This is a genomic window from Neisseria sicca VK64, from assembly GCF_000260655.1.
In the GTDB taxonomy this organism is placed as follows: domain Bacteria; phylum Pseudomonadota; class Gammaproteobacteria; order Burkholderiales; family Neisseriaceae; genus Neisseria; species Neisseria sicca_B.
The window spans coordinates 1-12,234 of sequence record NZ_AJMT01000200.1; the positions used below are offsets into that span (position 1 = coordinate 1).

Consider the following 12,234-nt stretch of genomic DNA (forward strand, 5'->3'; position numbering starts at 1 on the left):
TCTAAGGTGCTGAAGCACCAAGTGAATCGGTTCCGTACTATCTGTACTTCTGCGGCTTCGTCGCCTTGTCCTGATTTAAAGTTAATCCACTATATTTCATGCGGCATGACGCCGCAACGTTCCCACCAATCAAAAAGGTCGTCTGAAAACCGGAAATCCCTATTTTCAGACGACCTTTTCATGTTTCAGCCCCTATCAAGCGTCAATGTTTTGCGCAATCAGGGCGTTGTTTTCGATGAAGGCGCGGCGCGGTTCGACTTCGTCGCCCATCAGGGTAACGAACACTTCGTCGGCGGCGATGGCGTCTTCGATGCGCACTTTCAACAGACGGCGCACGGCGGGATCCATCGTGGTTTCCCAGAGCTGTTCGGGATTCATCTCGCCCAAACCTTTGTATCGCTGGATGGACATGCCTTTTTGGGCGTTTTGGAGCAGGATGTTCAGCGCGGTTTCAAAGCTGTCCACGTCGTACTCGTTCTCGCCTTTGTAGAGCTTGGCGCCCTCGCCAACCAAGCCTTTGAGCGCGGCGGCGGTTTGGGTGAGGGTTTGGTAGGCTTTGCTGTTGAGGAACTTGGGTTCGATGTAGCTGACCATGACGTTGCCGTGCAGTTTGCGGGTGATTTTGATGAAGCGGTTGCCTTCGTGTCCTTCGATGCGTTCGAGGGCGACTTCTTTTTCGTCGAGCAAACCGGAAAGTTCGGCAACGGCTTTATCGGCGTTTTCAGACGACGTCAAATCAATAGGCGATGCGTGCAGCATGGCGCGTAGGACGAGTTCGTCGACGAAGCGGCTTTCCTGTTCGATAACGGTTTTCGCCAACAGGAATTGTTTGGCGGTATCGGCAAGTTCTGCGCCTTCGATGGTGCGGCCGTCTGAAACGATTTTGGCTTTTTCCAAGGCAAGGCCGAGCAGCCATTGGTCTTTTTCCAGTTCGTCCTTGAGGTAACGCTCCTGCTTGCCGTATTTGGCTTTATAGAGCGGCGGCTGGGCGATGTAGATGTAGCCGCGCTCGACCAGTTCGGGCATTTGGCGGTAGAAGAAGGTCAGGAGCAGGGTGCGGATGTGCGCGCCGTCCACGTCGGCATCGGTCATGATGATGATGCGGTGGTAACGCAGTTTTTCGGGGTTGAACTCTTCTTTGCCGATGCCTGCGCCCAGCGCGGTAATCAGGGTGGCGACCTCTTGGCTGGCGAGCATTTTTTCAAAACGGGCTTTTTCGACGTTCAAAATTTTGCCTTTGAGTGGCAAAATGGCTTGGAATTTACGGTCGCGGCCTTGTTTGGCGGAGCCGCCTGCGGAATCGCCCTCGACCAGATAAAGCTCTGACAAGGCAGGGTCTTTTTCTTGGCAGTCGGCGAGTTTGCCGGGCAGTCCCAAGCCGTCCATCACGCCTTTGCGGCGGGTGATTTCTCGGGCTTTGCGGGCGGCTTCGCGCGCGCGGGCGGCATCGACGATTTTGCTGGTGATGATTTTGGCTTCGTTCGGATTTTCTTCGAGGAAGTCGGTCAAGGCTTGGTTGATGACTTCGTTGACGACGGGGCCGATTTCGCTGGAAACCAGTTTGTCCTTGGTTTGCGATGAGAATTTGGGGTCGGGCAGTTTGACGGACAACACGCAGGTCAAACCTTCGCGCATATCGTCGCCGGCGGTTTCAACTTTGGCTTTTTTGGCGACTTCGTTGGCTTCGATGTAGCTGTTGATGGTGCGTGTCATCACTTGGCGCAATGCGGTCAGGTGCGTACCGCCGTCGCGCTGCGGGATGTTGTTGGTGAAGCACTGCACGCTTTCCTGATAGCTGTCGTTCCACTGCATCGCGCATTCGACGCTCATGCCGTCTTTCTCGCCGAATGCGTAGAAGATTTTTTCGTGCAACGGCGTTTTTTTGCGGTTCATGTATTGCACGAACCCGGCCACGCCGCCGGAAAGGGCGAAGCTTTCGTGTTTGCCGTCGCGTTCGTCAATCAATTCGATGTCCACGCCGTTGTTCAGGAAGGAAAGTTCGCGGATGCGTTTGGCGAGGATGTCGAAGCTGTATTCGACGTTGCCGAAGGTTTCCGCGCTGGCGAGGAAGCGCACGGTCGTGCCTTTTTTGTCGGAATCGCCGACAACTTTCAACGGCTCTTCGGTTTCGCCGCGCACGAAGCGGACGAAGTGTTCTTTGCCGTCGCGGTAGATGGTCAGCGTGACCCAGTCGGACAGCGCGTTGACGACGGACACACCCACGCCGTGCAGGCCGCCGGAGATTTTGTAGCTGTTGTTGTCGAACTTGCCGCCCGCGTGCAATACGGTCATGATGACTTCGGCGGCGGAGCGTCCTTCTTTCGGGTGGATGCCGGTGGGCATGCCGCGCCCGTTGTCGGCCACGCTGACGGAATTGTCGGCATGGATGGTTACGGTGATTTTGTCGCAATGTCCCGCCAGTGCTTCGTCGATGGCGTTGTCCAATACTTCGAACACCATGTGGTGCAGGCCGCTGCCGTCCTGCGTGTCGCCGATATACATACCGGGGCGTTTGCGTACCGCTTCCAAGCCTTCCAGCACTTGTATGCTGTCGGCGCCGTATTCTTCGTGTTTTTGGTCAGTCATGGTCTTTATCTGTAAGATTTTTTTAAAAGAATTTCTGCTGAGGTCGTCTGAACGACAGTTGGGCGCGCCACCCGGACGGTCAAGCTGTCCGACGGACGGAAATAGACCGCCATTATACCTGATTCTGCTGGAAAATTCAGCAGCTTAGCACGTTTGCGGCGAGCTTCGGGGCGGCAAAGTGCCGTTATCAAACTGCATCGTCTTCAGTCTGCTTCGGTTTGTCCGCCGTTCCATCTGGGCACGCCTTCGGTTTCGATGCCGAACATGTCCAAAGCATGTGCCACGCTGTGGGTAATGATGTCGTCAATGGTTTGCGGCTGCTGATACATGGCGGGGATGGGCGGGAAAATAATGCCGCCCATTTCGGTCACCCGGCGCATGTTTTCAATATGGGCAAGGTTTAACGGCGCTTCACGCACCATCAACACCAACCGCCGGCGTTCTTTCAAAACCACATCGGCAGCGCGGGTCAAAAGATTGTCGCCGAACCCGTGTGCGACGGATGCCAGCGTCCGCATGGAGCAAGGGGCAATCAACATCCCGTCTGTTTTAAACGAGCCGCTGGCAATGCGTTCGCTGATGTGGTTGACGGAATACACGACATCGGCGAGCGCATAGACTTCTTCTTTTGTGTAGCCCGTTTCCAAAGCGCGTGTCATTTCCGCACCTTTGGAAACCACCAAATGCGTTTCGACGTCATGTGCGCGCAAAAGCTGTAAGGCTTTGACTCCATATTGGAAACCGCTGGCACCGCTGATGCCGATAATCAGGCGTCGGGTCATAAATAATCTTTCTGTGGGTCGTCTGAAAAATAACCGAGGGGGTTCATTATAGTAAAAATCGCCACTTGGAATAACACAGCAATACAAATTGTCGGCGCTTGTGAATATCCGATAGAATACTGTTTTTTCATCCTTAGGGTCGTCTGAAAGGGACACGATATGGCAAAAGCAAAAGGCGGTTTGGGCCGCGGTTTAGATTCCCTGATTTCCAACGGCGTGGACAACAGCAGCAGCGACCGACTGACTACCGTCGCCATCAACGACATCCAACCCGGCCGCTATCAGGCGCGGGTACAGATGGACGACGAAGCCTTGCAGGAGCTGGCGGATTCGATTAAGGCGCAAGGCGTTATCCAGCCGGTCATCGTGCGCGAACACGGCCTGTCCCAATACGAACTGATCGCCGGCGAACGCCGCTGGCGCGCATCCCAACTCGCCGGACTGACCGAGATTCCGGTCGTCATCAAAACCATCAGCGACGAGACTGCGCTGGCAATGGGTTTGATTGAAAACCTGCAACGCGAAAACTTAAACCCGATTGAAGAAGCGCAAGGTTTGAAACGCCTCGCCGACGAGTTCGGACTGACTCATGAAACCATCGCCAAGGCGGTCGGCAAAAGCCGCAGCGCCATTTCCAACAGCCTGCGCCTGTTGAGCCTGCCCGAGCCGGTCCAAGAAATGCTCTACCACCGCCATCTTGAAATGGGACACGCCCGCGCCCTGCTGACCCTGCCCGTGGTCGAGCAGCTTGAATTGGCGCAAAAAGCGGTAAAAAACGGTTGGTCGGTGCGCGAAGTCGAACGCCGCAGCCAAATCGCCCATCAAACCAAACAGGAAATCAAAAAAACCATCAGCCCCGATATACGTCGTCTGAACGACGTGTTGACCGAACGGCTGGGCGTTAATGCGGAAGTCAAAACCACCAATCACAAAAAAGGCAAAATCGTCCTCCACTTCGATACGCCGGAAACATTTGAGTATCTGCTGAAACAGTTGGGCATTGATTATCAGGCATAAGACGACAATCAGATATCGACCAAAAGCCTTTTCAACCGCTTTTCAAGCCGGATTTTGCATGATGCGAAACCCGGCTTTTTCAATATATAGTGGATTAACTTTAAACCAGTACGGCGTTGCCTCGCCTTAGCTCAAAGAGAACGATTCTCTAAGGTGCTGAAGCACCAAGTGAATCGGTTTCGTACTATCTGTACTGTCTGCGGCTTCGTCGCCTTGTCCTGATTTAAAGTTAATCCACTATAAGTCCCATGCTTGCCAACATAAAAAAGGTCGTCTGAAAATCCTTGTTTCAGGTTTTCAGACGACCTTTTGTCTTGTTTCAAACCGCTTCAATCAGTCTTTGAACCGTTTGAACACCAGCGTACCGTTGGTGCCGCCGAAGCCGAAGGAATTGGAGATGGCAACGTCGATTTTCGCGTCGCGCGCTTCGTTGGCGCAGTAGTCCAAATCGCAGCCCGCTTCGATGTCTTGTTCGAAGATGTTGATGGTCGGCGGGGATTTTTGCTCGTGTACCGCCAACACGCTGTACAGCGCTTCCACGCCGCCTGCCGCGCCGAGTAAGTGGCCGGTCATGGATTTGGTGGAGTTGACGATGACTTTGCGGGCATGGTCGCCCAGAGCGCGTTTGAGCGCTTTGGTTTCGTTGGCATCACCCAGCGGAGTGGACGTACCGTGTGCGTTGACGTAATCGACGTCTTCGGGATTCAGTCCGGCATCTTTCAGCGCGCGGGTAACTGCCAACGCAGGGCCTTCTTCGTTCGGAGCGGTAATGTGGTAGGCATCGGAACTCATGCCGAAGCCGACGATTTCGGCGTAGATTTTCGCGCCGCGTTTTTTGGCGTGTTCCAACTCTTCCAACACCAGCACGCCCGCGCCTTCGCCGATAACGAAGCCGTCGCGGCCTTTGTCCCACGGACGGGAAGCGGTGGCGGGATCGTCGTTGCGGGTGGAAAGGGCTTTCATCGCAGCAAAGCCGCCGACGCCCAGAGTGCTGATCGCGCCTTCGGCACCGCCTGCAATCATCACGTCCGCGTCGCCGTATTTGATCAGTCGGGCGGAGTCGCCGATGGAGTGGGCGCCGGTGGTACAGGCGGAAACCATGCCGTAGCTGGGGCCGCGGTAACCTTTGAGGATGGTAACGTGGCCCGCAATCAGGTTAATCAGCGAACCAGGAATAAAGAAAGGATTGATTTTGCGTGCGCCGCCTTCGATAACGGCTTTGCCGGTGGCTTCGATGCTGGGCAGACCGCCGATGCCGGAACCGATGTTCACGCCGACGCGGTCTTTATCGAGGCTTTCCAATTCGTCCAAACCGGCATCGCTGATGGCTTGCAGCGCGGCGGCGATGCCGTAGTGGATGAATACGTCCATGCGGCGGGCTTCTTTCGCGCTGATGTATTGGCCGATGTCGAAATCGCGCACTTCGCCGGCGATTTGGCTGTTGATGTCGGATGCGTCAAAGCGGGTAATCCGGCCGATGCCGCTTTTGCCTGCGAGCAGGTTGCTCCATGCGGTGGCGACGTCGTTGCCGACCGGTGATACTTGGCCGAGGCCTGTGATGACTACTCTTCTCTGACTCATGATAATCTCGCTGTTGGTTTTCGGTGGGATGCGGCAAGATGCCGTCTGAAAATGATAATAGCGGTTCGGAATCGGATTCCGGGCGGCTATTATAACGGATTTTTCCCCACATATATAAGGTAACAGCCTCTATTGCGCTAACGCAGCAGAGGCTGGGGTGTTTGGTGCGGCCGATTAGCCGTTGTGGGCGTTGATGTAGTCGATAGCCAGTTGTACGGTAGTGATTTTTTCGGCTTCTTCATCGGGGATTTCGCAACCGAAAGCTTCTTCCAAAGCCATAACCAATTCTACGGTGTCCAAAGAATCTGCACCCAGGTCGTCTTGGAAGGAAGATTCGTTTTTGACTTCGGCTTCGTTTACGCCCAGTTGTTCAGCAACAATTTTCTTAACTTGTTGTTCGATGTTTGACATATCAGTCGTTCCTTTTGCCTTGCGGCGGGTTGTTTAAGAGAAATAAATTCGTCGGTATTGTACCGAGTTCGGATAGAGTTTTCCATCTAAGTCTGCATTCTAACACAGATTATTCTGGAAAAACCTGTTGTTGTGCATATTAGCATAGCCTGATTTTAACCTACAAGCAGGAATTTGTTTTTGTTTGTCGTCAGACGGTTAGTATTTTTTGCAACCCACCCCGGCTTTTACGGATGTCATTTTCCGTTCCGACCGTTCTCTGCGTCCTTCACCAGCACAATCACCAATTCGCTGTCGTCGGTTATTTTGATGGCAACGTATTCGCTGCCATCCGCCTTCAGGACGCTGCCCGGCTGTAATTCCTGCCTTTTTCCGCCGTCAAACAAAAATACCGAGCGGCCTTTGGTTTGGGTAACCAGCAGGGTGTGGCCGGGGTGGTTGTGGCGGGGGATTTCCTTGCCTTTGGGCAGGGTTTCGCGGATGACGGTGTAGTTTTCGCCTTCAAAGACTTTGCCCGTGCTTTGTGCGGTTTCTGCTGCGGGCGCGGCTGCGGCAGAGAGGCCGAGGAGAACGGCGAAAAGTTGGGTTTTGATATTTTTCATGATTGCTTTCCTTTGGTTGCAGACAAAATTTATGGTAGATCAAAATTGCAATGATACGGCACTGCCAACGCCCTTATGTACTCTAGCTGTACACAGCGGGTATTACCGTCTTGTCTCATTTTTATTTTAATCCACTATATGTTTCGGGTGGTTTGGGTCGTCTGAAAGTGGAATATAGCCGCGTTATTCGTTTTCGTAACCGGTTTAATTAGACTCCGTATGGCGGTTTTCGTTTCGTTTCGAATGCAAGCCTGCGGCTTACTGCCCTCTCCCTAACCCTCTCCCACGGGGAGAGGGGACGGGCTGCCGTAGCCTTGCTGTTTGCCGCATAAACTCGAGTGCGGACTGCCATCGGTCTGAATCTTTGATTCAGCCGGTCGATGCGTGTGCCTGTGGTACTTCAAAAGGTCGTCTGAAAACGGAGCTTCAACGAAGTGAAAATTTGCCTGAACCCTAAAAGCAGCCTGCAACCCAATCCCCTCTCCCCGTGGGAGAGGGCTAGGGAGAGGGCGGCAAACCAAAGGTTTGCTTGGGCGGTATTTTCAACGTGCAGGCTGCTTTTCGATTTTTTGCAGCTTCGGTTTCAGCTTCGCAGAAACTCTACTTCCTTCAGAAGCTCCGTTTTCAGACGACCTTTCAGTTTTCAGCGCACAGGCTTTGTGAAAGCGTTATCGGCTTTGATGCAAGCCTGTGACTTACTGCCCTCTCCCTAACCCTCTCCCACGGGGAGAGGGGACGGGTTGCCGTAGCCTTGCTGTTTACCGCATAAACTTGGGTGCGGACTGCCATCGGTCTGAATCTTTGATTCAGCCGCTCGATGCGTGTGCCTGCAGTGTTCCAAAAGGTCGTCTGAAAACGAGGTTTCCGAAGGAAGTCAAGTTTCTGCGAAGTTAAAACGAAGTTTCAACGAAGTGAAAAGCAGCCTGCACGTTGAAAATGCTGTCCAAGCAAACCTGCGGTTTGCCACCCTCTCCCTGTCCCTCTCCCACGGGGAGAGGGGATGGGTTGCAGGCTGCTTTTAAGGTTCAGGCAATTTTTAACTCTTGTTGAAGCTGTACTTTCAGAAGCTGCACTTTAGCTTCGCAAAAACTCCGTTTCCTTCGGAAACTCGGTTTTCAGACGGCCTTATTTAAACCGATAGGTAAACGCCGCGTTCACTGTCCGCAGTGCGCCGTAGCTGTGGCGGTCGGGCTGGGTGCGGTAGTGTTTGTTGAACAGGTTGTCCACGTTCAGCGACAGTTCGGCATGCGGGTTGAAGCGGTAACGCGCCATGATGTCGGCGACAGCGTAGGCTTTTTGGCGGCTGTTGGCGGCGGCGCGGGCTTTGGCGGCGGGATTGGGGATGCGGAGCGTGGCAGGGTCGATGTGGGTTTCGCCCTGCCAGCGCACACCCGCACCGATGGTCCAGCCGCTGGGGGCTTCGGGGGTGAAGTGGTAGGCGGTGAAGAGTTTGAAGCTGCGTTCGGGCACGCTGTCGGGGTTCAGGCGGCTGCCGTCTTGGTCGCGGGTTTTGCTTTGGCTGTAGCCTGCCTGTATCTGCCATTCGGGCGTGATGCGGCCGCCGACTTCGATTTCCCAGCCGTGGGTTTTGGCTTGGTTGGCGGCGCGGTAGTAGGTGTTGCCGCTCGGGTCGCGTCCTGCTGCGGTGGCGAGGTTGTTTTTACGGGCGCGGTACACGGAGGCGGATGCGTTCAGACGGCCTTCAAGCCATTCGCCTTTGATGCCGGCTTCCAGATTGTTGCCGGTTACGGGTTTCAGGTAGCTGCCGTGTTCGTCTTTTTGCGATTGTGGGACGAACAGGCTGCTGTACGAGCCGTAAAGCGACAGGTTGTCAGTCAGGTCGAACACGATGCCTGTGTAGGGGGTGAAACGGTTGGCGCGGATGGTGGGCGTGCCGCCGGTGTGGCTGTCGTAGCTGCTTCCCGTGCGGTAACGGGTGTATCGTCCGCCCAAAATCAGCGAAAGGTTGTCAGCGGCGCGGAAGCGGGTGGCGAGATAGCCGCCGATTTGCCGCCTGGTGCCGTATTGCGGGATGGTTTGGGCAAACGATGCAGGCTGCGGGTAGGCGCCCGTGCGGGAAAATTCGTATGCGTTGGGGATGGCGTTGGGGATGATGCTGCGTTCGCCGTATTTGTTGCTGGCGTATTTGTAGCCGTTGATACCCGCGATTAAATCGTGTTCGCGGCCGAACAGGCGGTATTTGCCGGTCAATGACACGCTGGCGCTGTGGGTGCGCGGGTCGGCGTGCCAATAGCCGGGAATCAGGTCGGTGGCGGCGGTGTTGTGGTCGATGGAAAGCACGCCTGCCACGCCGTAGGGCTGGCGGAAGCGGCTGCGGGTGTAGTCGTATTCGGCTTTGAGTTTCCAGTCTTGGTTGAAGCGGTGTTCGATGCCGGCGAACAGGTTGAGCGCACGGTGGCGGCTGTTCGACCAATTTGTGGCGGGGTTGTCTTTCGGGCCGAAGGCGGTGGCATAACCTTGGCTGTCGTACACGGCGTAGCTGAGCGGCGCATCGGCGGTTTCTTTCGCCTGCTGGTAGTCCATGCCTGCGTGGACGCGGGTTTGCGGTGCGATGTCGTATTCCAAAATGCCGTAGAGTTCGGCATCGCGGCTGCGTTCGCGCTGCCGCCACGAGTCGCCGCGTTCGAAGGTGGAAACCAGGCGGCCGCGCAGCGTGCCTTCGGCGTTCAGGCTGCCCGATACGTCCGCACCCAACCCGAAATGTTTGCGGTTGCCCGCTTCGGCGCGGACTTCAAACAAGGGATTGCGGGTCGGGCGTTTGCGTACCAGATTGACGGTGGCGGAAGGCTCGCCCGTGCCGTCCAGCAGCCCTGCCACGCCGCGCACGACTTCCACGCGCTCATAGGCGGCGGTGTTGGCATTGCCCGTATCGGCCAGCGCGTCGGCAACGGGGATGCCGTTGATTTGGTAGTTGGCGATGCGGCTGCCGCGCGCGAACAGGTAGTTGTAGCCCGCGCGGTCGGAGCCGTAAATCTGGCGGCTGGTGCCGGTCACCTGCAACAGGGCGCGGTCGAGCGTTTTGATGTTTTGGTCGCGCATTTGTTGCGATGTGATGACGCTGACGCTCTGCGGGATTTCGCGCAGGGTCATGGGCAGCCTGAGCGGGGTGTGCGTGCCGGAAACGGTGTAGCCGTCGTTGGAACTCGCTGTGCGGTCGGCGGTAACGGTGATGGTCGGCAATTCGGTGCTTTCCTGCGGTTTGGGGTCGTCTGAAACAGAAACATCGGCCTGCGCGTACACGGGCAGCAGGGCGGCAAACAGCAGGGAGTATTTGAAGCGTGTCATGGGATTTCCTTTGTGTGTTGGTGTGCGGTGGGGTTGTGTTTTCGGCATATTGAAGGTGCAGGCTGCTTTTAGCTTCGCAGAAACTCAGCTTCCTTCGGAAACTTCGTTTTAGCTTCGCAGAAACTCAGCTTCCTTCGGAAACTTCGTTTTCAGGCGGCCTCGGACGGGTCGGGCAGCTCAATCAGCACCACCGAGCAGCCGTTTTCCGAACGCGGGCGGTGCGACACCGACTTTGGCACGACCGCCATCTCGCCTTCGCGTATCGTCATGCTGCCGCCGTCGGCGAAGTCCACCGCCATGTCGCCCTCCACGGCAAACAGCACTTTGTCGCTGTATCCGTGCGTATGCCAGCCGTAATCGCCCAAAAGTTTGACCAGGCGGAATTGGAATCCGTGGCGGTTAATGATTTCGGGCTGCCAGTATTCTTTGATGGCGGCAAGGTGCTGTTTCGGGTTGATGGTTTCGTTTTGCATGGGGTTCTCCTATGGGTTGGGTGGTTTGCAATGCGGTTTGTCGTTTTGACTTCGTTGCAGGCTGCTTTCAGTGGGCGGGGTTGTAACGGAAGTGTCATCGGCTTTGATGTAAGCCTGCGGCTTACTGCCCTCTCCCTAACCCTCTCCCACGGGGAGAGGGGATGGGTTGCCGTAACCTCGCTGTTTGCCGCATAAACTCGGGTGCGGGCTGCTATCGGTCTGAATCTTTGATTCAGACGGTCGATGCGTGTGCCTGTGGTACTCCAAAAGGTCGTCTGAAAAAGGAGCTTCTGAAAGTACAGCTTCAACAAGAGTTAAAATTGCCTGAACCTTAAAAGCAGCCTGCAACCCCATCCCCTCTCCCCGTGGGAGAGGGCTAGGGAGAGGGCGGCAAACCGTAGGTTTGCTTTGGCGGTATTTTCAACGTGCAGGCTGCTTTTCGCTTCTTTTGCAGCTTCGGTTTTAGCTTCACAGAAACCCCGCTTCCTTCAGAAGCTCCGTTTTCAGACGATCTTTCCGTTTTCAGCGCACAGGCTTTGTGAAAGCGTTATCGGCTTTGATGTAAGCCTGCGGCTTACTGCCCTCTCCCTAACCCTCTCCCACGGGGAGAGGGGACGGGTTGCCGCAGCCTCGCTGTTTGCCGCATAAACTCGGGTGCGGGCTGCTATCGGTCTGAATCTTTGACTCAGCCGATCGATGCGTGTGCCTGTGGTGTTCCACGAGGTCGTCTGAAAGTGCAGCTTCTGAAAGTACAGCTTCAACAAGAGTTAAAAATTGCCTGAACCTTAAAAGCAGCCTGCAACCCCATCCCCTCTCCCCGTGGGAGAGGGTTAGGGAGAGGGCGGCAAACCGTAGGTTTGCTTGGGCGGCATTTTCAACGTGCAGGCTGCTTTTCACTTCTTTTGCAGCTTCGGTTTTAGCTTCGCAGAAACTCCGCTTCCTTCAGAAGCTCCGTTTTCAGACGACCTTTCCGTTTTCAGTGCACAGGCTTTGTGAAAGCGTTATCGGCTTTATGTAAGCCTGCGGCTACTGCCCTCTCCCTAACCCTCTCCCACGGGGAGAGGGGACGGGTTGCCGCAGCCTTGCTGTTTGCCGCATAAATTCGAGTGCGGACTGCCATCGGTCTGAATCGTTGATTCAGCCACTCAATGCGTGTGCCTATGGTGTTCCAAAAGGTCGTCTGAAAACGAGGTTTCCGAAGGAAGTCGAGTTTCTGCGAAGCTAAAGTACAGCTTCAACAAGCGTTAAAAATTGCCTGAACCCTAAAAGCAGCCTGCAACCCCATCCCCTCTCCCCGTGGGAGAGGGTTAGGGAGAGGGCGGCAAACCGTAGGTTTGCTTGGACGGCATTTTCAACGTGCAGGCTGCTTTTCACTTCGAGACCTTTGCAAAATTCCCCAAAATCCCCTAAATTCCCACCAAGACACTTAGGGGATTTCTCATGAGCACCTTCTTCCGGCAAACCGCACAAGCCATG

9 protein-coding genes are annotated in these 12,234 nt (G+C 55.3%); 1 reads left to right on the top strand and 8 read right to left on the bottom strand.

The features are described from left to right. Positions 1 to 195: 195 nt before the first annotated feature. Together gyrB and HMPREF1051_RS11640 are read right to left on the bottom strand one after the other, a co-directional pair. Positions 196 to 2,586, bottom strand: a complete 2,391-nt coding sequence (gene gyrB / locus HMPREF1051_RS11635; RefSeq protein WP_003768941.1) for a DNA topoisomerase (ATP-hydrolyzing) subunit B — start codon at positions 2,584 to 2,586, stop codon at positions 196 to 198. A gap of 203 nt (positions 2,587 to 2,789) precedes the next feature. After that, the gene (locus tag HMPREF1051_RS11640) at positions 2,790 to 3,368 is read right to left on the bottom strand and encodes a UbiX family flavin prenyltransferase (protein WP_003768949.1); all 579 of its coding nucleotides are present in this window, start codon (positions 3,366 to 3,368) and stop codon (positions 2,790 to 2,792) included. A gap of 159 nt (positions 3,369 to 3,527) precedes the next feature. Between HMPREF1051_RS11640 and HMPREF1051_RS11645 the strand changes: the two genes are divergently transcribed. Then, positions 3,528 to 4,385 (top strand): ParB/RepB/Spo0J family partition protein, encoded by an 858-nt coding sequence (locus tag HMPREF1051_RS11645; protein WP_003761057.1) that lies wholly within the window; start codon positions 3,528 to 3,530, stop codon positions 4,383 to 4,385. 333 nt (positions 4,386 to 4,718) lie between these two features. On the opposite strand, the gene fabF is transcribed toward HMPREF1051_RS11645, so the two are convergent. The 6 genes from fabF to HMPREF1051_RS15410 all read right to left on the bottom strand — a co-directional run. Continuing rightward, positions 4,719 to 5,966, bottom strand: coding sequence for a beta-ketoacyl-ACP synthase II (gene fabF, locus HMPREF1051_RS11650; protein WP_003768942.1), 1,248 nt, complete (start codon positions 5,964 to 5,966; stop codon positions 4,719 to 4,721). Positions 5,967 to 6,140: 174 nt separating this feature from the next. Continuing rightward, positions 6,141 to 6,377, bottom strand: coding sequence for an acyl carrier protein (gene acpP / locus HMPREF1051_RS11655; RefSeq protein ID WP_003742600.1), 237 nt, complete (start codon positions 6,375 to 6,377; stop codon positions 6,141 to 6,143). A 236-nt stretch (positions 6,378 to 6,613) separates the two neighbouring features. Continuing rightward, the gene (locus HMPREF1051_RS11660) at positions 6,614 to 6,979 is read right to left on the bottom strand and encodes a cupin domain-containing protein (protein WP_003768944.1); all 366 of its coding nucleotides are present in this window, start codon (positions 6,977 to 6,979) and stop codon (positions 6,614 to 6,616) included. A gap of 1,125 nt (positions 6,980 to 8,104) precedes the next feature. Continuing rightward, positions 8,105 to 10,285 carry a TonB-dependent iron piracy receptor TdfF gene (gene tdfF / locus HMPREF1051_RS11665; RefSeq protein WP_003768939.1) on the bottom strand — a complete coding sequence of 727 codons (2,181 nt, stop codon included), beginning with the start codon at positions 10,283 to 10,285 and terminating at the stop codon, positions 8,105 to 8,107. A gap of 149 nt (positions 10,286 to 10,434) precedes the next feature. Next, positions 10,435 to 10,758 (bottom strand): cupin domain-containing protein, encoded by a 324-nt coding sequence (locus HMPREF1051_RS11670; protein ID WP_003768951.1) that lies wholly within the window; start codon positions 10,756 to 10,758, stop codon positions 10,435 to 10,437. 1,221 nt (positions 10,759 to 11,979) lie between these two features. After that, the coding region (locus tag HMPREF1051_RS15410; protein WP_094112540.1) for a hypothetical protein at positions 11,980 to 12,234 on the bottom strand (255 nt) is incomplete at its 5' end.

Coding starts and splice junctions, on each gene's coding strand:
- gyrB (WP_003768941.1), bottom strand. CDS start 2,586: ATGACTGACCAAAAACACGAAGAATACGGCGCCGACAGCATACAAGTG.
- HMPREF1051_RS11640 (WP_003768949.1), bottom strand. CDS start 3,368: ATGACCCGACGCCTGATTATCGGCATCAGCGGTGCCAGCGGTTTCCAA.
- HMPREF1051_RS11645 (WP_003761057.1), top strand. CDS start 3,528: ATGGCAAAAGCAAAAGGCGGTTTGGGCCGCGGTTTAGATTCCCTGATT.
- fabF (WP_003768942.1), bottom strand. CDS start 5,966: ATGAGTCAGAGAAGAGTAGTCATCACAGGCCTCGGCCAAGTATCACCG.
- acpP (WP_003742600.1), bottom strand. CDS start 6,377: ATGTCAAACATCGAACAACAAGTTAAGAAAATTGTTGCTGAACAACTG.
- HMPREF1051_RS11660 (WP_003768944.1), bottom strand. CDS start 6,979: ATGAAAAATATCAAAACCCAACTTTTCGCCGTTCTCCTCGGCCTCTCT.
- tdfF (WP_003768939.1), bottom strand. CDS start 10,285: ATGACACGCTTCAAATACTCCCTGCTGTTTGCCGCCCTGCTGCCCGTG.
- HMPREF1051_RS11670 (WP_003768951.1), bottom strand. CDS start 10,758: ATGCAAAACGAAACCATCAACCCGAAACAGCACCTTGCCGCCATCAAA.